General features: G+C 67.2%; 13 protein-coding genes, 1 tRNA gene and 1 pseudogene. 10 read left to right on the forward strand and 5 right to left on the reverse strand.

What is annotated here, in order from left to right:
- The 3 genes from N1F91_RS14165 to N1F91_RS14175 all read right to left on the reverse strand — a co-directional run.
- A partial coding sequence (locus N1F91_RS14165; RefSeq protein WP_289992998.1) for a DNA methyltransferase occupies positions 1 to 3,621 on the reverse strand: 3,621 nt, incomplete at its 3' end.
- 2 nt (positions 3,622 to 3,623) lie between these two features.
- A complete protein-coding gene (gene drmD / locus N1F91_RS14170) occupies positions 3,624 to 6,791 on the reverse strand; it encodes a DISARM system SNF2-like helicase DrmD (protein ID WP_289992999.1) in 3,168 nt (1,055 codons plus the stop codon).
- A gap of 620 nt (positions 6,792 to 7,411) precedes the next feature.
- A tRNA-Thr gene (locus N1F91_RS14175) sits at positions 7,412 to 7,487 on the reverse strand.
- Positions 7,488 to 8,116: 629 nt separating this feature from the next.
- On the opposite strand from N1F91_RS14175, the gene N1F91_RS14180 reads away from it, so the two are divergent.
- From N1F91_RS14180 to N1F91_RS14195, 4 genes are all read left to right on the forward strand, one after another.
- Positions 8,117 to 8,890, forward strand: a complete 774-nt coding sequence (locus tag N1F91_RS14180) for an NAD kinase (protein ID WP_289993000.1) — start codon at positions 8,117 to 8,119, stop codon at positions 8,888 to 8,890.
- Positions 8,891 to 9,084: 194 nt separating this feature from the next.
- Positions 9,085 to 10,734 (forward strand): DEAD/DEAH box helicase, encoded by a 1,650-nt coding sequence (locus N1F91_RS14185; RefSeq protein WP_289993003.1) that lies wholly within the window; start codon positions 9,085 to 9,087, stop codon positions 10,732 to 10,734.
- Positions 10,735 to 10,916: 182 nt separating this feature from the next.
- A complete protein-coding gene (locus tag N1F91_RS14190) occupies positions 10,917 to 12,752 on the forward strand; it encodes an anthrax toxin-like adenylyl cyclase domain-containing protein (protein ID WP_289993004.1) in 1,836 nt (611 codons plus the stop codon).
- Between the two features lie 319 nt (positions 12,753 to 13,071).
- Positions 13,072 to 14,226, forward strand: coding sequence for an MFS transporter (locus tag N1F91_RS14195; protein WP_289993148.1), 1,155 nt, complete (start codon positions 13,072 to 13,074; stop codon positions 14,224 to 14,226).
- Between the two features lie 285 nt (positions 14,227 to 14,511).
- Here the strand turns inward: N1F91_RS14195 and N1F91_RS14200 are convergent.
- Positions 14,512 to 14,783 (reverse strand): annotated as a pseudogene (locus N1F91_RS14200) (Lrp/AsnC ligand binding domain-containing protein).
- 67 nt (positions 14,784 to 14,850) lie between these two features.
- Positions 14,851 to 15,681, reverse strand: a complete 831-nt coding sequence (locus N1F91_RS14205; RefSeq protein WP_289993005.1) for an alpha/beta hydrolase — start codon at positions 15,679 to 15,681, stop codon at positions 14,851 to 14,853.
- A 471-nt stretch (positions 15,682 to 16,152) separates the two neighbouring features.
- Here N1F91_RS14205 and N1F91_RS14210 point away from each other — a divergent pair, with 471 nt between their 5' ends.
- The 6 genes from N1F91_RS14210 (at position 16,153) to N1F91_RS14235 (ending at position 24,022) form a co-directional block, all read left to right on the forward strand.
- A complete protein-coding gene (locus N1F91_RS14210; RefSeq protein ID WP_289993006.1) occupies positions 16,153 to 18,444 on the forward strand; it encodes a bifunctional salicylyl-CoA 5-hydroxylase/oxidoreductase in 2,292 nt (763 codons plus the stop codon).
- 232 nt (positions 18,445 to 18,676) lie between these two features.
- Complete coding sequence (locus N1F91_RS14215; protein ID WP_289993007.1) at positions 18,677 to 19,429, forward strand: SDR family NAD(P)-dependent oxidoreductase; 753 nt, start codon at positions 18,677 to 18,679, stop codon at positions 19,427 to 19,429.
- Positions 19,430 to 19,431: 2 nt separating this feature from the next.
- Positions 19,432 to 19,908: a MarR family transcriptional regulator gene (locus tag N1F91_RS14220; protein WP_289993008.1), complete on the forward strand. Its 477-nt coding sequence runs from the start codon at positions 19,432 to 19,434 to the stop codon at positions 19,906 to 19,908.
- Complete coding sequence (locus N1F91_RS14225; protein WP_289993009.1) at positions 19,905 to 20,717, forward strand: enoyl-CoA hydratase family protein; 813 nt, start codon at positions 19,905 to 19,907, stop codon at positions 20,715 to 20,717. The genes N1F91_RS14220 and N1F91_RS14225 overlap by 4 nt, the downstream gene beginning before the upstream one ends.
- 277 nt (positions 20,718 to 20,994) lie before the next feature.
- Entirely contained in the window at positions 20,995 to 22,149 is a 1,155-nt protein-coding gene (locus N1F91_RS14230; protein ID WP_289993010.1) for an acyl-CoA dehydrogenase family protein, read from the forward strand.
- A gap of 250 nt (positions 22,150 to 22,399) precedes the next feature.
- Positions 22,400 to 24,022 carry an AMP-binding protein gene (locus N1F91_RS14235; RefSeq protein ID WP_289993151.1) on the forward strand — a complete coding sequence of 541 codons (1,623 nt, stop codon included), beginning with the start codon at positions 22,400 to 22,402 and terminating at the stop codon, positions 24,020 to 24,022.
- Positions 24,023 to 24,070: the final 48 nt, after the last annotated feature.

The raw sequence follows: 24,070 nt of genomic DNA on the forward strand, positions 1-24,070 counted from the left end.
TCCCAACATGCCGGAGCCAGACTTATGCGCCCTGATCCAGCGCTTCCAGGCGTTGATCCGCCAAAACAACCTCACCGCCGCCGTCCTCGCCGTCGGATAATAAATGAGGGGATACTTGAGGGTTGACCCAAGCAGCCTGCTCCAAAGCTCATGGGCAGAACTTTGAAGAACCGCGAAGAAATGCCAACTCTCACCTGATATTGCGATGATCTTGTGTGAAAACCTCATTCCAGCAGGGAGCATCGCAAAGCAAAAATGCGTCGATGTCTGGCCAGTTATCAGAACATTATTGTTGTTTCTTATCGCGTTGTAGAGATCGGCTGCTGAACGCGCATGCATCCACCATCTCTCTGGGTTTACAATCGATCCTTGGGTCAAACGAGAGGGCTTCACGCGCCTCTCAACAATTTCGATCAGATCAGGCCAATCAGAGGCGACTGATTCTGGGTAGTCGGCCGGCACGACGAACCGTGAGAGTGCGGCTTCGCGCTCTCGAACATTCATTGTCATCCAACTCTTGAGAGTGGGGTCGCGGCGATGTGGAAACGACCTAAAGTCAATTACGTAGCGGTGGTGCGCATGCGTGGGATCAGTATTGACCTCCTCACCACCAATGAAAGGAAAAATACGCTCGGAGTTTCGGGAGTCCTTCGCGATTAGTGATCGCATCATGTCGAGGCTCTCGGCCTCACCCTTCGCGGCAGCGACATCATCGAAGGTGAAGCCCATGCCGAGCACGTATGACCCTACAAACGCCTTGCCGGAATTGGCGACAAGGGCAGCAGGCGACGTATCGAGATCACCCTCGACCAGATAGGCCGAAATGCGGCGCACACGCCGCCTATCGAGCACGGGCGCAGCCGCCGCACCTTTCACGACGTGCACCACCGACACCACCACTGCTGCCTCGCCCGGCCATTTCAGCCGCCGCGTGGCGCGGGCGACTGCGCCGCCTTCCGCTATGATCCTGGTCAGACCCGTTGCGCGTGTATCGCCCTGGCCGATGGTGTTGGTGGCGATGAGGCCGAACGAGCCGCCCTGTCGCGAAAGGTGAAAGGCGCGCAGAAAGAAATGCGCCACCAGATCGGCATTGCCGTGCGCGCCCTCGTGCAGAGTCTGCAGCCAAGGCAGATAGTGGTCTCGATTTCCAGCGATGATGGTGTTCTTGCCGGCAAACGGAGGATTCCCGACAATGGCGTCGAACCCCGGATTGCCGGCACGCGCCCGCGGATCGAACACCTCAGGAAACTCCACCGGCCAGTGGAATGGCCGCAGGGCGGCCTTACCTATAGTAAGGCCAGCGGAACGATCCGCGATTCGATCGAACCAGTCCGATGCGCTGATGTTGGTCTGCACGATCTTCTGGAAGTCTACCAGTGCAGCGATCCGAGCCTTAGGTTTGCCTGCTGAAAAGAACGCGGCAAGCACGCCGTCACCTACGAGCCGCGCCATATCGAGCCGCGCGTCGACGATGCGCAACTGTGCCCCAAGCTCGGCGGCGCTCGCCCATTCCGCCCGCTTCTGGATGTCGAAACGCAGCCTTTCGGCTTCCTTCAGATGGTCGGACACGAGCTTTCCGACGAAGGTCGGTTGCTTCGTCGTGTCCCAGTGCGTCGCGGCGATCTGATCCTTGGTCAGCCCGACCAGACTGTCGCCGGACTTCAGCGCGTGGTCGACGAAGGTGAACTCATGGTCGCGCGCGAGCGTAGCCAGCCACAACGACAGCTTGGCGAGGTCGACAGCCCGCGGATTCCGGTCGACGCCGTAGAGGCAACGCTGCGCCACCAGCCGGCGGGCATGGAGCGGCTCGTCCTCGTCCGGCGGAATGGTAGGCCGGGTCTGCGGCCAGCGCGCCCAAGCCAGCACCAGACGATCGCCCAGCGCACGGCAGGCCTCCACCAGGAAGGCACCCGAGCCCATGGCGGGGTCGCACACCTTGAGCGACAGCACGTCTTCCGGCTTTGCGTCCGGTCCGATCCGCTCGAATGCAGGCTCGAGCGCATGCTGCACGATGGGGGCGGTCAGCGAGCGCGGCGTGTAGTGGCTGCCCGTCCGCCGCCGCTCGTCGGTCGGCTGCAGGAGCGGCGTACCGGCGGCGGCGACTGCAGCGCCCGGCGAGGCACGTTCATCGACAATGGGAGTCAGCGCCGCGACCAGCTCGTCGATCGTGCCCGCCTCCTTCAACGCCTTGCCGACCTTGTCCGTCACCTTGCCCCGGTCAGCCTCATCCTTCAGGAACTTCGCACGGTCGTTCGGCTTTGCCGCGAGCAGCCGGTTCAGGTCGACGAAGACCGGCGTCCGGTCGTGTTTGCCCGCCCGAATGGCCAGCGCCGGGCCGTCCATCGTCTCCACCGTGAATCCCATCACGGTCTCGTAGACGCTGCCGATCTGCTCGACGTCGAGCGTGCGGTAGGAGAGCTTCTCGCCGCTCAGCACCAGCAGGCGGTCGAGCACCTTTGCCACGCATTCGTCCGACACCTCGGCCGGCTTCGGGGGATCCTTCGGATCGTCCTGGCCCTGCAGGAAAGGAAAGGCCGCGGGATCGAACAGCTTGCCGCCACGCCCGCGAATCCAATCGCCGGAACGGTCGCCCTGATGCACGAGCCGGAACAGCGCGAGCAGCCGCGCCCAGGCGCCACGCCGAAGGTGCATGGTCAGCTCATGCCGTGCGCGATCCTCTGCCAGGCGCGCATGCAACGTCCGGACGCCGTAGCCCTGGTCGTAGAGCCGCCGTGCCTCCGCGTCGGTACGTGACGGGATCAACTCGCGATCCTCGGCATAGAGCAGGAAGACAAGGCGCAGCAGCACCGTCAGGAGGCCATCATAGACATGCTCGGGCCGTTCGCGTGCGAGCCGCTCCATGCGCGCGCGGTCGGCGTCATGAATGCCGCGCATCAGCTCGTGCAACGCACCGAGTACCTGTGCGGCGAGCTTGGTCGACACCTCGGCCTGCTCGTCCCGGCTCTTCTGGAGTAGTGCCGGGAGACGGCGTTCCGGCGCGTCGTTGTGCAGCCGGAAGGAGGAGAGGAGCAGCTTCAGGCCGCCGAGCATCGGCCTTCCGCCGACCTCGCCCAGCGAGCGCAGAGGGAAGCGCAGCCAGCCGCTGGTCTCCCCGCGTGGGGCGTGGATCAGGCGCAGTTCGCCGTCGGTCATAAGGATTCCCGTCCGGACCTGCCGATCCTTGCACAGGCGCTCCAGCCGCTGATGCGGCGTCGCTTCCCAGCCTTCCAGCGCGCCGCGCCCGTCCGGATCGACGCCCGCCGCCTCGATCCGAACCAGCATCTGCCAGCCGCCTTCGGGATCGGCGACCGCCCAGTGCGGCGCGATCTCGATGTCGCTCTCCTCAATGCGGAGAACCAGCTCGTCGGGGATCGGCGCGCCGCCGGGACTGCCCGCGACGCGGCCCGGCCGCCAGCCGAGAATATCGGCGAAGAAGGCCCATGGATCGAGAAGCGCAGGGCCGCTCTCCGTCTGCGACAGATGCGGCTTCACCGCCTCCGTATCGGAGCGCGTCTGCTGCTCTGGCACGAGGTCGTAGGCCTTCAGCACCACCGGGGCGACGACGAGGCCGACGGGCTGGACGTGGCCGAGCCATTCGTCGTTCGGATCAAAACCCGCCATGCTCAGTTCCCCTCCGGCCAGAGATAGACGAGACCGATGGTCTCCAGCCGGTCTGCCACCACGCCATAGGATTCGCGGACCCGCTTGGGCCCGGTCTCGATGTCGCTCGTCAGCCGATCGAGCTTCGCCTTCCAGTGCCGCCGATCCCGCCGCCGCTGCTCCACCTCCTCCACGATCTCGGGGAGAAAGCTCATCTGCCTGTCGTCGGGCTCGGCATCGGCTTTGGCGATACGGGATCGCTGGTCTTCGAGCAGGCGCTTCAACGAGGTCGCCTCCGCCTCGGCAATCTTGGCGAGATCCTTCGCCGCCTCGGCCTTGGCCTCTTCGGCGCGGGCGCGCAGCTCCGGTTCCAGATCGGCAGCGTCCTGAGCCGCGAACTGCCGGATGCGGTCGACGATCTGTGACGCGGGCACGCGCGCTGCCCGGAAGGCTTCCTCGAGCTGCACGAGCGTCGCCGCTTCGCGGGTCGGCCCGAACGGCTTCAGCGGCTTCGTGCCGCGTCCGGCTTCCGTCCACGCCGCGGTAACCAGGATGATTTCCTCGTGCAGGCGCGCCGCCCCGGGACCGTAAAGGGCCAGCCGACCGATCAGCACGACGCGCGGCTGGGCGCCAGGGCCGATGACTACGCTCGCCCGTGACAGGCCGGACGCGAATCCTTGTGCCAGGAAACGCGCGAGCAGCCGCCGCACAAGGCGATGTTCGAGATGCACCTGGACCACGCCTTCTGCATCAACGCCTGCCTCCGTTATCGCAGGCCGGAAGCTGAAGGAGCGGACCGGCGCGTCGCGACGCCAGTCCTTCAGTGTCTCGCCCCGCTTGCGCCGGCGGACCCGCAGGTCGTCCAGAGCCTCCGCCCAGCCCGCCGTCTGGAAGGCAGGTTCCGACGGGTCGAGGCGGAAGGTTGGGATCTCTCCGACCGCGCCATCGCGGTGTGCGTCGAGCGTGGTGCCCGTGCGGGTGAGCGCGACCGACATCACCGCTTTCAGGTCGTTGGGGTCCACGCCGACCCGTGCACGAGAATCCTCCAGCGCGGATCGGAGGTCATCGAGCTCCTTCGCCTGCCGGGCGCGACGCGCGACCACCGTGTCGTCCATTTCCTCGACGGCCGTCCTGGTCTGCTCGTCCGGGGTGTCGCCATCGCCCTCGATCTCGCGAGCGAGGCCGCTTGCGCCGCGGATGCCGTCCTGCATCAGCCGTCGGTTGATGCGTTCGGCGATGACCTGTCCGGCGGAACCGAGCTCGTCCTGGATCTTCTCCGTCTTGCGGACCAGCGCCTGCAGGACGACATCCTCCTCGCGCTGCTCGTAGATGAAATAGCGGCAATACACGACGGGAGAGGGCTGCAGCTTGCGGTCGATTCGGCCGTTGCGTTGTTCGAGCCGTGCAGGATTCCAGGGCAGGTCGACGTGGACCAGGTCGTGGCAACGCATCTGCAGATTGATGCCCTCCCGCGCGGCATCGGTGCAGATCAGAATTCGCAACGGGTCTTCCGCCGGATCGGCGTTGAAGCGGCGCTTCAGCTCTTCGCGGCGATCCGTCGAGGTGGCCCCCGTGAAGCAGGCAATGCGATCGTCAGGCGCGAGATCGTCGAGCGCCTCCTGGAGCCGCTTTTCCATCCAACGGCGGGTATCCTCGTATTCGGTGAAGAGGATGAGACGGCGCTCGTTCCACCGCCCGCCGGGAGCCATGTTCTCGCGAATCCACTGGGCGAGGCGAACGACACGAGCATCCGGCTCCTGTGCGTGCCGACGCGCTACCTTCAGCATCTCGTCGACCATAGCGAGATCGGAGACGGCGGCCGTGGCCATGCCAGCCGCTTCCGCGGCCGCGTTCTCCTCCTGATCCAGCAGCAATTCGGCGGCAGCCTCGTCCTGCGGTTCTTCCTCTATCTCCGCAGCCTGGCCGAGCCCACTTGCCGCTAAGCTCGCCGTTTCCCCGTCGCCCGCACGCAGAAGGCCTTTGCGATGCACCTCCAGCGTCCTGGCGAAAGCCGCGATCGACGAAAGGAGCCGCTGCTGCAGGCCGACCAGCGTCAGCCGCACATATCCGGCCTGTCTGGGCGGAAGCCCCTCCGCCTTCGCCCGCACCGCGTCCGCATATCCGCGCAGCATGGAGGCAAGCACGAGTTCGGGTGCGGTCCGCGGCAGGTCGGCGATCCGGATGGGCTCGACCTTTCGGAGCGGAAACCGCTCTCCGAAATGGCGTAGGTCGGACTTCAGCCGTCGAACCATGACCGGGTCCAGATCCTTCGGCCGGACCGGCACGCCGCGGGTGAATCGCTGCGGGTCGAGGATCTCGAGCAGCGCCGAGAAGGAATTCGAATGGCCGTTGTGAGGGGTTGCCGACAGGAACAGACGGTGCTCGAAGCGATCAGCGAGGCCGCGCACGACGCGCGTGAACTGGCTTTCAATCGCATACTTCATCCCGCTTGCAGGCGCGGCGTGGTGCGCCTCGTCCAGAATCAGCAGCGACCGCGGCCGGAAATCCCCGAGCAGGTCGCGCAGTCCTGCGACATAGGTCTCGTCGGTCAACAGCGAATGCGACAGGATAAAGCGCGAGCCCGACGACCATGGTTCGGCACCGTATCCGCGTTCCCGTCGCAGCACGTTCAGATGCTCTCGATCGACGATGGTGAACGACAGGCCGAACTTGGTCTCCAGTTCATCCTGCCACTGGCGCACCGTTCCTGCCGGAGCGGCCACCAGAACGAAGTCAATACGGTGCCGGAGCAACAGTTCGCGGAGGACGAGCCCTGCTTCGATCGTCTTGCCTGCGCCGACGTCGTCGGCGATTAGCAGGTTCACACGAGGTAGGCGCAGCGCCTTGCGAAGGGGTAGGAGCTGAAACGCGTCGAGATGGATACCGGCGCGGAATGGAGCCTGGAAAAGCTCTCTGTCCGACGACGTTGCCGTGTTCCACCGCAGGGTCTTGAGATAGGCTGAGAAGGTCGAAGGATCGTCGGTTCCTTGCTTGGCGATCTGTCCCCAGCCCTCATCACCGAGCACTTCGGCATCGAGTTCCGCGTTCCAGAGGATCTCTACCGTCTCGCCCGCGGCGTCGTCGTCGATACAGGCGAGGCGCACGACGGGGAATTTCGCGTCCTGCGGTCCGCTCTCGACCAACCAGCGGCGCGAACGAACGCGGACGAACTCTCCAACGGATGGTGTCATGATTCCCTGCCCCCCTACGAGGCAGAGATAGCACACCAACCTGGCCGTGTATCAACAGCATCGGCTTAAACCGCCGTGGAACGAACGCAGTCGAAGGCAAGAGCATTGGCTACTGCGGGCACCCTTCAAGACAAGCCTCGGCTGGTGAAGAGCCACTCAACAACGCCGTGGACTATTCCGGCGCGAAGCATTCGATATCTTTGCCACATTCCGGTCGATTGCAGCAGTTGACTGGACGGCATTGCCGAAGTCGGCGCCCAGGCGAACATCGCCACTTACCAGAGAAAGCCCGATCCCGGCTCATGACGTGAGGTATCGTGCAAGCCGACCGGGACGGGCGTTCCTAGGCTTGTAGGGGCCGCGCAGTCGTTTGGCGGCGAGGCCCGAAGGGTGCCCTCGGCTGTTTCGAATTGCCAACTGCAATCACCGCGCCGAGCCATACAGAGCGCGCGCGCCGCGACGAAATGTGCGCGGCTGTGCTGAGTTGCGCGTGCCCAGCCTGACATTCAACGGATGTGCCATACTCGGTAAGTTCTGCCCGTCGACCAGAAGGCCGGAAGAACCGTTGAGAAGGCGAAACCGGGCGATGTTTCTCATACCAAACAGTGCGCATGCTCCCATGGTGCCCCCGGCAGGAATCGAACCCGCGACCTTCGGTTTACAAAACCGCTGCTCTACCAGCTGAGCTACAAGGGCATCGGCGTTTCGTTAGCATAATTCGCACGCCAGTAAAGGGGTGACTGGCGGCCGCGGGGGTGGATGGGCGGGGGATTGCGGGGCGGGAGGCCGCGCGCGGATTTCGCAGGCCGGCGCGAAGCCGCGCGCGGCGGCGCTCTGGATCCCGGGTTCCGTTGCGCGGACCCGGGATTACGCCGAGGGGGGACGCCGCGGCGGCGGGCCGTTCCCTCCGCGTCATCATCCTCAAGCGAAGCAGGCCGAAGGCCGTTGCGCAGAACCGGGGATTCATGCCTCGGCGGCGGCGACGCAGAGGTCGATGGAAAGTGGGGTGGCCTGGAGGGTGACCTTACCGGACCGGGTGCATTGCCGGCGAGGCATGGATCCCGCATGCGACCTTCTTCGCTCCGCTCGAACGTCGTTGCGGGATGACGAAGCGGAGGGGGTGGCGCTGCGGGACGCGGAGGGGGAACGTGATGCCGATTCCATCACGCTTGGCGGTGGGTCCCGCCGGGGCGGGCCGCTCGTGTTGCCCGTCCCGGAATTGCCGCGTGCGGCGGAGGATCGGGTGGCGCGGCCGTGCTTTCCCCCGGCGGCCCGCCATGCTAACCCGCCCGGGCCGCCTGTCACGGGCGGCGGGCGGAGAGAGCATGCACATGACGTTGCCGACCCTGGCGTTCATCGCGTCGGAGACCGAGCAGGCCCAGGAGGCCGCGCAGCGGCTTTCGGCGCTCTATGGCCAGGAGCGGCCGGAGGATGCCGAGGTGATCGTGGCGCTGGGCGGCGACGGCTTCATGCTGCAGACGCTGCACGCCAACATGAATGCCGGCTGCAAGATCTACGGCATGAACCAGGGCACCGTCGGGTTCCTGATGAACGAATACCGCGAGAACGACCTGCGCGAGCGGGTGGCGGCGGCGATCGCCGAGACGATCCGGCCGCTCCGGATGCAGGCGATCACCGCGGACGGCGCCGAGATCGACGCGCTGGCGATCAACGAGGTGTCGCTTCTGCGGCAATCCTATCAGGCAGCCAAGATCCGCATCACCATCGACGACCATGTGCGGCTGGACGAGCTGATCTGCGACGGCGTGATGGTGGCGACCCCGGCGGGCTCGACCGCCTACAATCTTTCGGCGCAGGGACCGATCCTGCCGCTCGACGCGCCGCTTCTGGCGCTGACGCCGGTGAGCGCGTTCCGGCCGCGGCGCTGGCGCGGGGCGCTGATCCCCAACCGCTCGACGGTGCGCTTCGACGTGCTGGAAGCCGACAAGCGGCCGGTGAACGCGGTGGCCGACCACACCGAGGTGAAGTCGGTGATCTCGGTGACGATCCGCGAGACGTCCGACGCGACGGCCACGATCCTGTTCGACGCCAGCCACTCGTGGGACGAGCGCATCCTGGCCGAACAGTTCCGCTACTGAGCGCAGAAACGCCCGGATCAGACGCGCAAGGGAACCCAAGTGCCCGGTTTCCGTTAAGCTTTCGGTCGTGCGGACGCTGCGAAAGGTTGACTTTTGCCGCATTGCACCGTAACGGCACTGACGCATTGCGCAAAAGCGCCCGGTCCGCCGCGCACCTCCGACGCGGCCCGCACAGATTAAAGACAATCGATATCGTGTCATCAGACGACCAGAACGCTCCGGAAGCGGTGAAGTTTTCAGACCTCGGCCTGTCGGCCAAGGTGCTCGCCGCCGTCACCGACGCCGGTTACACCATCCCCACCCCCATCCAGGCGGGCGCCATCCCGCATGCCGTCGCCGGCAAGGACGTGCTGGGCATCGCCCAGACCGGCACCGGCAAGACGGCCGCCTTCGTGCTGCCGATGATCACGCGCATCGAAAAGGGCCGCGCCCGGGCGCGCATGCCGCGCACGCTGATCCTCGAGCCGACGCGGGAACTCGCCGCGCAGGTGGAAGAGAACTTCATCAAGTACGGCAAGAACCACCGGCTCAACATCGCGCTGCTCATCGGCGGCGTGTCGTTCGACGAGCAGGAAAAGAAGCTGGAGCGCGGCGCCGACGTGCTGATCGCGACGCCCGGCCGCATGCTCGACCATTTCGAGCGCGGCAAGCTGCTTCTGACCGGCGTCGAGATCCTCGTGATCGACGAGGCCGACCGCATGCTCGACATGGGCTTCATCCCCGACATCGAGCGCATCTGCAAGCTGATCCCGTTCACCCGCCAGACGCTGTTCTTCTCGGCCACCATGCCGCCGGAGATCACCAAGCTGACCGAGCAGTTCCTGCAGGCGCCGGTGCGCGTGGAGGTGTCGAAGGCCGCCTCGACGGGCGTCAACATCACGCAGCGCCTGGTCAAGTCCGGCAACAAGGGCTGGGACAAGCGCGAGGCGCTGCGCAAGCTGATGCGCGACGAGGACGAGAACCTCAAGAACGCGATCATCTTCTGCAACCGCAAGGTGGACGTGTCGGAACTGTTCCGCTCGCTGGTGCGGCACGGCTTCGACGCCGGCGCGCTGCATGGCGACATGGACCAGCGCGCCCGCATGGCGATGCTGGCGGGCTTCCGCGACGGCAAGCTGCGCTACCTCGTGGCCTCGGACGTCGCCGCGCGCGGGCTCGACATTCCCGATGTCAGCCACGTGTTCAATTTCGACGTGCCGATCCATGCCGAGGACTATGTCCACCGCATCGGCCGCACCGGCCGCGCCGGCAGGCTCGGCAAGTCCTTCACCATCGTGACCAAGTCGGACGCGAAATATCTCGACGCGATCGAGAAGCTGACCGGCAACAAGATCGAGTGGCACGACGGCGACCTGTCGACCGTGGTGCAGAGCGAAGGCGAGGACGACGCGCCGCGCCGTGGCCGCGGTGCGCCCAAGCGCGCCACCGGCCGCCGCGAGCGCGACGATGGCGGACGCGAGCGCGGCCGCAGCCGCGACCAGGCTCCACGCGGAGACCGGCCCGCCCGCGCCGAAAAGCCGGCCGAGGAGAAGGTCGAGCGCAAGGCCAGGGTAGAGCGCGAGGACAGACCCGTGCGCAGCCCCGTGGCCGAGGCCGTGGCGGAATCGGTGCAACTCGACGTCGGGAACGAGGCGGAAGCCGCGCCCGTCGAGCGCCGCGAGCGTAAGGACGCCATCCGCAGCGAGAACACCGCCCGCCGCAGCGCCCCGCCGCGCCCGGCACCGCCGGCCGCCCGTGCGCCCGCCAATTCGAACCGGCACCGCCGCAACGACGACATGAATGACGGCACCGTCGGCTTCGGCGACGACCTGCCGGACTTCATGAAGGTGGTGGTGAAGGTCTGAACTCCGGCGAGCCGCCTCGTGCGGTTCGCATGCGCTGCGCAACAGCGGCACTCCGTCGCCGCATCGCCGCCGTCGTTGTGACGCCCGACACGGCGATCAATGCCTCCTTCCCGTAGTGTGCTCCGACGTCAAGCCGGTATCCGGGCGAACCTGTCCGGGCGGACGGCGGTCCGGAGGGCAGCATGGTCGAAGGCATTTCGGGCGGTCGCGTCGCGCAACTCGTCCAGAAGTACGAGAAGCTGACCAAGGATGTCTCGGACGAGACGCCGAAGGGAAGCGGCATGTCGACCGGTTCGCGCAACCGCCTCTCCGAGCTGATGCAACTGCCCGCGTCGAAGCTCGACAATGCGCTAAAGAACGAACTCGCCGGACTGCAGCGCAGCTACGACAATCCCGGCCTGCTGAAGCTCGCGCAGACCGTGCAGCAGAAGGGCGGCGTTCTCGGCGAACACGCCGTCGCCCTGACGACGATCGCGGACGACCGCGACATCTGCATCTGCATCCGCGGCGTCAATCCGCTGGCGACCGGTCTCGTCGAAAGCGGGTTCGGCACCAAGGACATGTCGATCAAGGCGAAGAGTTCGAACCTGCCGCCGCTCAACGGCCTGATCCCGGTCGACCAGCGATACGGGAAGAAGGGCAACGATCCCAGCGACGTGGCGAAGTTCAACGACAAGAACCATCATGCCATCGAGGACAAGGTCGCAACGTCGGTCGACGCCAAGATGCCCAGGGAGCGGCTGGACATGCTGGCGAAGGAAACGGGTTCGCTGCGGATCGAGAAGCATGCGCCCGGGCTGGCCGGGAACGAACTCCTTCTCACCGGCAACGACTTCAAGACGACGGACAAGCCGAAGGGCGAAGACTTCCACTTCATCGCCGTCGAGGAGGGCGGGGAAGTCACGATCTACGCGGCCAAGCAGGGGAAGGACGGCAACTGGTCGAAATCCGACGCGCCGATCCAGGTGATGGGCAATCGCGACGGCAAGCCGGTCACCGCTGATTACGATCTGGCGCTTGTCGCGCCGCGGATCAAGGACCTCGGCTCCGAGCACATGAGCACGCTCAAGATGACCTCCTTCTCCGAGGTGAGCCGCCGCACCGCCATCGTCGAGCGATTCATGAAGCCGGTGGAAACGGCGTTGAACGAATACAGGGAGGCGGCGGCAAGCGGCGATACGGGACGTATCGACATCGCAAGGGAGAAACTCGGCAAGCTGACCGGAGGCCTGAGCGACAAGGAGGACAGCGCGATCCGGGAGGGGGCGCCGTCGCGCGAGTTTGTCGCCGATCTGTCCAGGCGCGCCGCCGAGAAGCAGTTCCTGACCCAGACCGTGCCCCAGGCGCTGGCACAGAACCAGGAGCGCTATGAAGCGACACCGGAGAACGTCGACATCGCACGAGGCGAAATTCTCGACTGGATGGCGCCGACAACCGGCAGCCCCCTGAGCGGTTCGGAATTCCGCGAGGCCTTCTTCGCCAGGACCGGCGTGGACCTGCGCGCCGACACCAGGTACGAAACGATCATCGAGAACTACCCCAACCTCAATGCGGGCGAACTCGACCTGCTGTCCAGGGTGCTCGGCGCCTCCATAGAGGGTACGGCAACCCGCGACCTCGGCATCGTCTCGCGGTTCGTCCGGGACCTCATTCCCGAACTCAACCAGACGGTTGGCCAGACCGGAGGCCGGGAGGTCTTCCACCACGGCGACGACAGCGGCAACCCTTACAGCGTCGAGAAGGACAACTTCCCGATGACGGTCATCCTGCCGAAAGGCGCCACGCGCGGCGGAGAGCCGATCCGGGTGGTCGAGAACGCCGATCAGTTCCTGGAACTCGCCAAGGATCTGAAGCGGCAGGGCTACGCCGTCCCCGTGAACGAAATGTGGAACAGCCGCACGGAGCTGATGTCGGTGCGGACGGAGAGCTTCACCGAAGCACGCAACCAGCTCGCGCAGCACCTCGGCGCGACGGTCCAGGACATGATCAAGCTCGCCCATCTGAGCAGGCCGGTCTGACCGCGGCGCGGCTGCAGCCTGCTTCGTCGCCCACTCCGCCTTCGTCGTCGCGGGCGACGCCGGCGCCGCCACATCCCTCGTCATCCCGGATACCTCGTCCTCCGCTGCGCTCGGAGGCCGTTCCGGAGTGACGATGCGAAGGAACTGGCCCACCACCCTTGCGCCACTGGCGGGTAGAACGCGGACGCCTCCTCCGCCATCGTCGCGTCGGGGCGTGCTTCGCTCCGGGAGGATTTTCGTGACCCAGGCCGCCACCCCTTCGCCCGGCCGCGCCTATGCGCCGGACGGGCCCTATTCCTGGTTCCGGCTGGGCATCGCCATGCTGCTCGGCACGATCGGCAGCGTCGGCATGTGGGCGATCGTGGTGATGCTGCCGGCCGCGCAGGCGGAGTTCGGGGTGGGGCGCGGGGAAGCGTCGCTGCCCTACACGCTGACGATGGTGGGCTTTGCCATCGGCAACGTGGTGATCGGCCGCTTCGTGGACCGGATGGGCGTGGCCATACCCGTGGCGGTCGCGGCGGTCATTTCGGCGATCGGCTTCGCGGCGGCGGCCTTTGCGCCGAGCGTCTGGATGCTGGCGGCAGCACAGCTCCTGATCGGGATCGGCACGGCGGCGACCTTCGGGCCGCTGATGGCCGACGTCTCGCGCTGGTTCGAGAAGCAGCGCGGCATCGCGGTGGCGGCATCGGCGACCGGCAACTATCTCGCCGGGGCGATCTGGCCCTTCGTGGTGCAGTACGGGCTGGAGAACGGCGGCTGGCGCATGACGTCGCTGGGGATCGGCCTCTTCTGCGTGGTGACGATCGTGCCGCTGTCGATGCTGCTGCGCGGGCAGGCGCCGGAACCGGCGGGCGGCGCGGGTTTGGTTCCCAAGCCGAAATTCACCATCGACCTGTCGAACCGTGCGCTGCTGACGCTGCTGATCGTCGCCGGCTTCGGCTGCTGCATGGCGATGGCGATGCCGCAGGTGCACATCGTCGCCTATTGCGCCGACCTCGGCTTCGGCGTGGCGCGCGGTGCCGAGATGCTGTCGCTGATGCTGGCCGCCGGCATCGTCAGCCGGCTCGCCTCGGGCTATGTCGCCGACCGGATCGGCGGGGTGAAGACACTGCTGATCGGCTCGGTGCTGCAGGGCCTGTCGCTTCTGCTCTACATCCCCTTCGACGGACTGGCCTCGCTCTACGTCGTCTCCTTCGTCTTCGGGCTTTCGCAAGGCGGCATCGTGCCCTGCTACGCGATCATCGTGCGCGAATACCTGCCGCCGCGCGAGGCCGGCGAGCGGATCGGCATCGTCATCATGGCGACGATCGCCGGCATGGCCGTCGGGGGCTGGATGTCGGGCGCGATCTACGACTGGACCGGCTCCTACGCCGCCGCCTTCCTGAACGGGATTGCCTGGAACGTGCTCAACGTGGCGGTGATGGTGGCGATCCTGATGCGGACGCGGACGCGCAGGGACGTGGCGTTCGCGTGAGGATGGGGTGGCGACGACCCCGAGGGTCCGCAGGAATGGCGCTGCCGCCGGAACTGCCGATCTCCCCCCTCGTGGGGGAGATGGCCGGCAGGCCAGAGGGGGGCGCCGTAGAGTGAGGCGGTGGTGGGGGCCAACGGCGTCGGGCAGTCAATGGGTTAATTCCGCGCTCCGTCGCGCCCCCCTCTGCCTGCCGGCATCTCCCCCACGAGGGGGGAGATCACGCTCTCCGCCGGCTTCGCAAGGAGCGCGCCCCCTCCACCATGCTTCGCAGGGGAGTATTTGCGTTCAGAACGCCTTGAAGGTCAGCGTCGTCAGCGTGCGGAAGATGCCGGGGACGTCGGCGACGTTCTCGTCGATGAACTTGCCGATGTCGACGTCNCGTTCTCGTCGATGAACTTGCCGATGTCGACGTCCTCGGGGATGTAGAGCTTCATCAGGAGGTCGTAGTCGCCGCTGGTCGAGTATAGCTCGGACGCGATCTCGCGCTCGAAGAGCGCGTCCGCGACGGCGTAGGTCTTGCCGGGGATGCACTGGACCTGGACGAAAACGGCTCGCATGGGCACTCCATCTGCTGGGCGGCCAAGGTCGATCCGGCTGCCGCGCGGCGACCTTCGGCGGATCGGGTCAGCCTGTCAACAGCGTGCGCGTCAGCGCATGCGACGGATCGGCCAGACCGTCGATGACGTTGAAATGGTGGCGGTCGGGCTCCTCGACGATAGCGGTCTCGGCGCCGAGCCCGGTCCAGACATTGGCGAGCAGCGCGTTCTGGCGGATGAACTCGGCGCGCTCGCCCGCACCCACCCAGCAGCAGATGCGCGTGCCGGGCAGCGGCTCGAGCAGCGCCGGGCTCTCGGCCGCAGCCTCGGCGGCATCGACGCGCAACGTCTCGTTCATCGCCAGCCGCATCAGCGGGCGCAGATCATGCACGCCGGAAATGGAGACGACGTTGCGGATGCGCTCCCGCACGGCGGCGGGCAAGGGCGAATTCGCGCAGACCATGCGCGAGGCGAGGTGGCCGCCGGCGGAATGGCCGGTGAGGAAGATCGGGCCGGGCACGGTGCCCGCCGCATGCTCGATCGCGCGGCCGACCTGCCCGGTGATGTCGGCGATGCGCACGTCCGGGCAGAGCGAATAGGACGGCATTGCGACGGCAAAGCCGCTCTCGACGCAGCCCTTCGCCAGATGCGACCAGAGGCTGCGGTCGAAGCGCATCCAGTAGCCGCCATGGACGAAGACGACGAGGCCGGTCGCCGCGATCGCCGGCAGGAAGAGATCGTAGGCGTGGCGCTCGGCCTCGCCATAGGCGATGCCGAGCTGCGCGCGGCCGGCCTCCGCCATTTCCTCGCGATAGGCGCGCGCGGGCTCCACCCAGGCGGCCGGCCAGCGGTCGCCGCCCGGAATGTTGGGGCCGTTGGCATAGGCGTCGTCCCAATCGGCGATCTGGCGGTGGATCATGGTACTCTCTCCCTGACGGCGGCGGACCGCCCTGCCCTTTGGCCGGATTGTAGCGGCTTGTCGAGCGCAGGGAACCGGCCGGCACATTTTTTCGGGCGGTGCCGGAGGCATCACTTTCTTCCTCGCGCTGACGGCAGGCAAGCGGCATCGCGCGCGACCGACCGTCATCCTCGGCCTTGTGCCGAGGATCTGCCCCGGCCTCGGGTTTCACGCATTCCCTGCGACGCGGCGGAGTGCCGGGACGCGCTGGACCCTCGACGGTCGGCAGATCCTCGGCACAAGGCCGAGGATGACGGCCGGTGGCGGCCTTCGATCGTCGAGCCGTCGCGACTTTCGACCGTCCGAGCACGGCCTCGGCCAATCACCGGAGCTATCGGAGTCAAATCCTTCAATCTTGAAATTTCAAGCTTGAAATATCCAGAGGCCGCTGTCATGCTGCCTCCACAGTCAGGCGATGGAGGTATGGGCGAGATGAAGATCGCGGTCCTTGGCGGTGGCCCCGCCGGCCTCTATTTCGCCATCTCGATGAAGCTGCGCAACGCGGCGCATGACGTCACCGTCATCGAGCGCAACAAGCCGGACGACACGTTCGGCTGGGGCGTGGTGCTGTCGGACGAGACGCTGGACAATCTCGCGACGAACGATCCCGTCAGCGCCGAGCGCATCCGCGCGCATTTCGCCTACTGGGACGACATCGCCGTCTTTTACCGCGGCACGCGCACGGTGTCGTCCGGGCATGGCTTCTGCGGCATCGGCCGCAGGCAGCTTCTCGTGCTGCTGCAGGAGCGGGCCCGGGAACTCGGCGTGGAGCTGGCCTTCGAGACCGAAGCGCGCGAGCCGCAATACTACATGGAGCGCTACGACCTCGTCGTCGCCTCCGACGGGCTGAATTCGAAGACGCGCACGGCCTTCGCCGACGTGTTCAAGCCCGACATCGAGATGCGGGCCTGCAAGTTCGTCTGGCTCGGCACGCAGCAGAAGTTCGACGACGCCTTCACCTTCGTCTTCGAGGAGACGGAGAAGGGCTGGGTCTGGGCGCATGCCTACCAGTTCGACCCGGACACGGCGACCTTCATCGTCGAGTGCAGCCAGGAGACCTGGGACAATTACGGCTTCGGCGCGATGTCGAAGGAGGAGTCCATCGCCACCTGCGAGGCGATCTTCAGGGACCATCTCGGCGGGCATCCGCTGATGTCGAACGCCAACCACGTGCGCGGCTCGGCCTGGATCAATTTTCCGCGCGTGCTCTGCGAGCGCTGGTCGCACGAGAACCTGGCGCTGATGGGCGACGCAGCGGCGAGCGCGCATTTCTCCATCGGCTCGGGCACCAAGCTGGCGGTCGAGAGCGCGATCGCGCTTGCCGACTACGTGACGTCGGAGGCGACGCTTTCCGCCGCATTCGAAAAATACGAGGCGGCGCGGCGCACCGAGGTGCTGAAGCTGCAATCGGCGGCGCGCAATTCGCTGGAATGGTTCGAGGACATCGAGCGCTACCTGAACCTCGACCCGGTGCAGTTCAACTATTCGCTGCTCACCCGCTCGCAGCGGATCAGCCACGAGAACCTGCGGCTGCGTGACAAGGAATGGCTGGCGAGCGCGGAGAGCTGGTTCCAGCACCAGGCCGGCAGCACCGGCAATGCGGCGCGCGCGCCGATGTTCGCGCCGTTCAAGCTGCGCGACATGGAGCTTGCAAACCGCGTCGTCGTCTCGCCGATGGCGCAGTACAAGGCCGTCGACGGCTGCCCAACCGACTGGCACTTTTCCCACTATGCCGAGCGCGCCAAGGGCGGCGCGGCGATGGTGACGATCGAGATGACCTGCGTGTCGCCCGAAGGCCGCATCACACCCGGCTGCCCCGGCTTCTATGCGCCCGGGCACGAGGCGGCGTGGAAACGGCTGGTCGATTTCGTCCATGCCGAGACGGAGGCGAAGATCTGCGCCCAGATCGGCCATGCCGGCGCCAAGGGCTCGACGCAGGTCGGCTGGGAAGACGCGGATTGCCCGCTGCCCGAGGGCAACTGGCCGCTTCTGTCGGCCTCCGCGGTGGCCTGGTCGGAGGGCAACGCGGTGCCGAAGGCGATGGACCGCGCCGACATGGACATGGTGCGCGACCAGTTCGTGGCGTCGGCGCAGATGGCTGAGCGCTGCGGCTTCGACATGATCGAGCTGCACATGGCGCATGGCTACCTGCTGTCGTCTTTCATCACGCCGGTGACGAACCTTCGCACGGACGAATATGGCGGCAGCCTGGACAATCGCATGCGCTATCCGCTGGAGGTGTTCCGCGCCGTGCGGGCCGTCTGGCCGGAGGCAAAGCCGATCTCGGTGCGCATCTCGGCCAATGACTGGGTGGGCGAGGACGGTGTCACGCCGCAGGAGGCAGTGGCGATCGCGCGGATGCTGAAGCAAGCCGGCGTCGACATTTGCGACGTCTCGGCTGGGCAGACCTCGACGCGGGCGAAACCGGTCTATGGCCGGATGTTCCAGACGCCCTTCTCCGACCGCATCCGCAACGAGACCGGCATGGCGACCATGGCGGTGGGCAACATCTACGAGCCCGACCACGTCAATTCCATCCTGATGGCCGGCCGCGCCGACCTCGTCTGCCTCGCAAGGCCGCATCTGGCGGATCCCTACTGGACGCTGCATGCGGCGGCGGCGCTGGGCGATCGCGGGGTGGCATGGCCGAAGCCGTATCTCGCCGGCCGCGACCAGCTGTACCGGCTGGCGGAGCGGCAGGAGCAGGTGGGGGGGAAGGTGTGATGGGGATGCGAGTCGCGGACTTGAGCGGGTTGGGAGCTCTACGGCGCCTCCCTCTGGCCTGCCGGCCGGGGCGAGCCACCGGTCTCGCCCGTCCTTCGGACCCCCCACGAGGGGGGAGATCGGCAGCTTCGGCGGCGCGCCTGATCTCCCCCCTCGTGGGGAAGATGCCGGCAGGCAGAGGGGGGCGCGACGGAGCTCGGCTGTCGAGAATCCACGCCGCGAGGCCCCGCCGATGACCATCTCCCTCCCCCACGCCCTCGTCACCGGCGGCGCGACCGGCATCGGCAAGGCGACCGCGCTCGCGCTCGCCGAAGCGGGCGTCGAGGTCACCATCTGCGGCAGGCGCGCGGAGCCGCTCGAGGCGGTCGCGGCCATGCATCCGCGCATCCACGCCATGACCGCCGACGTCACCGACGAGGCCTCCGTGGAGGCGCTGTACCGCAAAGCCGAAGCCGCACGCGGGCCGATCGAGATCGTCGTCGCCAATGCCGGGATCGCGTCGAGCGCGCCGGCGCACAAGACGACGCTCGCCGAGTGGAACCGCATCATCGAGGTCAACCTGACAGGCGCGTTCCTGACCGTCCGGCCGGCACTCGCCGGCATGGCGGAGCGCATGCGCGGACGGCTGATCTTCATCGCGTCGGTGGCCGGCCTGCGCGGCTCGGCCTATGTCGCGCCCTACGTCGCCTCCAAGCATGGCGTGGTGGGGCTGATGCGGGCGCTGGCGGCGGAGCTCCTGAAGACCGGCGTCACCGTCAACGCGATCTGCCCCGGTTACGTCGAGACAGAGATGCTGGAAGAATCCATCGCCCGCGTGATGGAAAAGACCGGGCGGAGCGAAGAGCAGGCGCGCGAGGGCTTTGCCGCCTTCAACCCGAACCAGCGGCTGATCAAGCCCGAGGAAGTGGCCGCCGCGGTGCTGTGGCTGGCCAGCGACGCCGCGATCTCGGTGACCGGGCAGCCGGTCGCGATCTCGGGGGGCTGACGATGGTCGACGCGCCCCTGGCGACGCTGGACGCACCGCCGGCCTCCAAGGAGCGGCTGAGGCTGTGGATCCGGTTGCTGCGCGCCTCGCGCATCGTCGAGAACGAGCTGCAGGGGCGGCTGAAGCGCGAATTCGAGACCACCCTGCCTCGCTTCGACGTGATGGCGGCGCTGAACCGGGCGCCCGACGGCATGCTGATGAGCGACCTGTCGCGCTATCTGCTGGTGTCCAACGGCAACGTCACCGGCATCGTCGACCGCCTGGTCAGCGACGGCTACGTGGCCCGGACGCGGCGCGACGGCGACCGCCGCACCTCGATCGTGACGCTGACCGAGCAGGGTACGGAAGTGTTCCGCGCCATGGCCGCCGAACACGAGGGCTGGATCGACGAACTGCTGGGCGGCATCGGCGAACAGGACGCGCGGCGGCTGTCGACGATGCTGAAGACTTTCCGCAGCAACTGGGAGGACGAACATTGACCGCAATGGCCGGGCTGACCCCGCAGCATTTTCTCTGGGAGGCGAAGGACGGCGTGGCGCAGGTGCGCCTCAACCGCCCCGACCGCAAGAACCCGCTCACCTTCGAGAGCTATGCCGAACTGCGCGACACGTTCCGGGCGCTCGCCTATGCCGACGATATCGACGTGGTGGTGTTCCTGCCCAATGGCGGCAACTTCTCCTCGGGCGGCGACGTGCACGAGATCATCGGGCCGCTGACGAAGATGGACATGAAGGGGCTGCTGGCCTTCACCCGCATGACCGGCGACTTCGTCAAGGCGATGATCCATTGCGGCAAGCCGATCATCTCGGCGGTCGACGGCGTGGCGGTGGGCGCGGGCGCCATCATCACCATGGCCTCCGACATCCGGCTCGCGACGCCCGAGGCCAAGACCGGCTTTCTGTTCACCCGCGTCGGGCTCGCCGGCTGCGACATGGGCGCCTGCGCGATGCTGCCGCGAATCATCGGCCAGGGCCGCGCGGCCGAACTGCTCTATACCGGCCGCACGATGAGCGCCGCCGAGGGCGAGCGCTGGGGCTACTACAACCGGCTGGTCTCGGCCGAGGCGCTGGAGGCCGAGGCGCTCGCGCTCGCCGCATCGATCGCCGCCGGGCCGACCTTCGCGCACGGCATCACCAAGACGCAGCTCAACCAGGAATGGTCGATGAGCCTCGACCAGGCGATCGAGGCCGAAGCGCAGGCGCAGGCGATCTGCATGCAGACGGGGGATTTCCGCAGGGCTTACGAGGCATTCGTTGGCAAGGTGCAGCCGGTGTTTGCGGGGGATTGAGGGATGGGAGGCTTCGGAATTCGCTCGACTTGCGAACCTCGCGTTCCGTCGCGCCCCCCTCTGCCCTGCCGGACGGGGCGAGCCACTTGTCTCGCCCGTCCTTCGGACCCCCCACGAGGGGGGAGATCGGCGGTCGCGTCGACTTTCGCCAGCCGCGAACGTTGCATGGGAAGCGTCGTCGTTGAAGCTGCCGATCTCCCCCCGTGTGGGGGAGATGTCCGGCAGGACAGAGGGGGGCGCCGTAGAACGCCGACGTCAATCCCGGGAGGGCCGCACTATGCCTGACCGCTCCTTCCTCGCCTGGCCCTTCTTCGAAGACCGCCACCGCGCCCATGCCGAGCGGCTCGAGGCCTGGTGCACTGCAAAGCTCCCGGTCGACCACCACGATGTCGACGCCGCCTGCCGCAAGCTGGTGGCGGCGCTCGGCCGCGACGGCTGGCTGATGCCGACGGCGGTCGACCCCGCCGCCCCAGGTCCGCTCGACGTGCGCATGCTCTGCCTGACGCGCGAGACGCTGGCGCGGCATGACGGGCTGTCCGATTTCGCCTTCGCCATGCAGGGGCTGGGGACCGGGGCGATTTCGCTCTTCGGCTCGCCCGAACAGCAGCGCTGGCTGGAGAAGACCCGGCGCGGCGAGGCGATCTCGGCCTTCGCGCTGTCGGAGCCGCGATCGGGCTCGGACGTCGCCAACATGGACATGACGGCCACGCGCGACGGCGGCGACTACGTGCTCACCGGCGAGAAGACCTGGATCTCGAACGGCGGCATCGCCGACGTCTACACCGTCTTTGCCCGCACCGGCGAGGCGCCGGGCGCGCGCGGCATCTCCTGCTTCCTGGTGCCGGCGGGCACGCCGAGTCTCACCGTCGCCGAGCGGCTGGAGGTAATCGCGCCGCATCCCCTGGCCAGGCTCTCCTTCGACGGCGTGCGGGTGCCGGCGTCGGCCATGATCGGCAAGCCGGGCGACGGCTTCCGCATTGCCATGTCGGTGCTCGACGTCTTCCGCTCGACGGTCGGCGCGGCGGCGCTCGGCTTCGCGCGGCGTGCGCTCGATGAATCGCTTTCCCGCGCCAACAGCCGGGAACTGTTCGGTAAACCGCTTTTCGACCTGCAGATGGTGCAGGGCCATCTGGCCGAGATGGCGCTCGACGTCGACGCCTCGGCGCTGCTGGTCTACCGCGCCGCCTGGACGAAGGATTCGGGGGCTGCGCGGGTGACGCGCGAGGCGGCGATGGCCAAGCTCTTCGCCACCGACCGGGCGCAGGCGGTGATCGACGCGGCGGTGCAGTTGCATGGCGGCGACGGGGTGCGCAAGGGGCACATCGTGGAGAGCCTGTATCGGGAGATCCGGGCGCTCCGGATCTACGAGGGGGCGTCGGACGTGCAGAAGGTGGTGATTGCCAGGCAGGTGATGGGGGGGCTCGCGGAATGATCCTCTTCGACGGTCGCGTTCCTTCGCGCCCCCCTCTGTCCTGCCGGACATCTCCCCCACAAGGGGGGAGATCGGCCGTCGCGTCGGCCTTCGCCAATCGCCGACGTCGCAAGGAAGGCGGCGCCGCCGCCGCTGCCGATCTCCCCCCCTGTGGGGGAGATGTCCGGCAGGACAGAGGGGGGCGCCGTGGAGTGCCGGCATCCGCAGGTGCCGTATTCGCCCGGACACATCTCGTGGGAGCAAAGCCATGATCCTCGGTCCTTCCGCCCACACCGACACCTTCGCCCGCGACAACCTGCCCCCGGCCGACCAGTGGCCCGACCTCCTGCTCGGGGGCTTCGACTATCCGGAGTGGCTGAACGCCGGCGTCGAGCTCTCCGACCGCATGGTCGAGCGGGGCTTCGGCGACAACACGGCGCTGATCGGCAATGGCCGTCGGCGGACCTACAAGGAGCTGTCGGACTGGACCAACCGGCTGGCGCATGCGCTGGTGGAGGACTACGGCGTAAGGCCCGGAAACAGGATCCTGATCCGAGGACCGAACAACCCCGCGGTCGTCGCCTGCTGGCTCGCGGCCACCAAGGCCGGGGCGGTGGTGGTCAACACCATGCCGATGCTGCGGGCGGGCGAGCTTGCCAAGATCGTCGACAAGGCCGAGATCGCGCTGGCGCTGTGCGACACGCGGGCGCTGGACGAGATGGTGGCCTGCGCCAAGCAGAGTTCGTTCCTGAAACAGGTGGTGGGTTTCGACGGGACGGCCAACCACGACGCCGAACTCGACCGCGCGGCGCTCGACAAGCCGGTGCGCTTCGAAGCGGTGAAGACCGGCCGCGACGACGTGGCGCTGCTCGGCTTCACCTCCGGCACCACCGGCGTGCCGAAGGCGACGATGCATTTCCACCGCGACCTTCTGATCATCGCCGACGGCTATGCGAAGGAAGTGCTCGGCGTGACGCCCGACGACGTCTTCGTGGGCTCGCCGCCGCTCGCCTTCACCTTCGGGCTGGGCGGGCTCGCGATCTTCCCGCTGCGCTTCGGCGCGGCGGCCGCGCTGCTCGAGAACGCCTCGCCGCCGAACATGGTCGAGATCATCGAGAAGTACCGCGCGACGATCAGCTTCACCGCGCCGACCGCCTATCGCGCGATGCTGGCTGCCATGGACGAGGGCGCCGACCTGTCGTCGCTGAGGATCGCGGTGTCGGCCGGCGAGACGCTGCCGGGGCCGGTGTTCGAGGACTGGACGCGGAAGACCGGCAAGCCGATCCTCGACGGCATCGGCGCGACCGAGATGCTGCACATCTTCATTTCCAACCGGCTCGACGACCGGCATCCGGCGACCACCGGGCGGCCGGTGACGGGATACGAGGCGAAGATCGTCGACGACGGCATGAACGAGGTGCCGCGCGGCACGGTGGGCAAGCTCGCGGTGCGTGGCCCGACGGGTTGCCGCTACCTCGCCGACGACCGCCAGGGCGAGTACGTCAAGGCGGGCTGGAACATCACCGGCGACGCCTTCCTGCAGGACGAGGACGGCCGCTTCCACTTCGCCGCCCGCGCCGACGACCTGATCGTCTCGGCCGGTTACAACATCGCCGGGCCCGAGGTGGAGGCAGCACTGCTGTCCCATCCCGACGTGTCGGAATGCGCGGTGATCGGCGTGGCCGACGAGGCGCGCGGGCAGATCGTGCAGGCGCATGTGGTTCTGGTCGCCGGCTGCGCGCCGGACGAGGCGACGGTGAAGCGGCTGCAGGACCATGTGAAGGCCACCATCGCCCCGTTCAAGTATCCACGCTCGGTGATCTTCACCGATGCGCTGCCGAAGACGCAGACGGGCAAGATCCAGCGCTTCAGGCTGCGGGAGATCGAGCGATGACGGGGATGGCGGTGGAGCAGCAGAGGGCGGCTGGATTGTCTTGCCTGT

The sequence above is a fragment of the Aquibium sp. ELW1220 genome (assembly GCF_030398385.1).
GTDB lineage: Bacteria > Pseudomonadota > Alphaproteobacteria > Rhizobiales > Rhizobiaceae > Aquibium.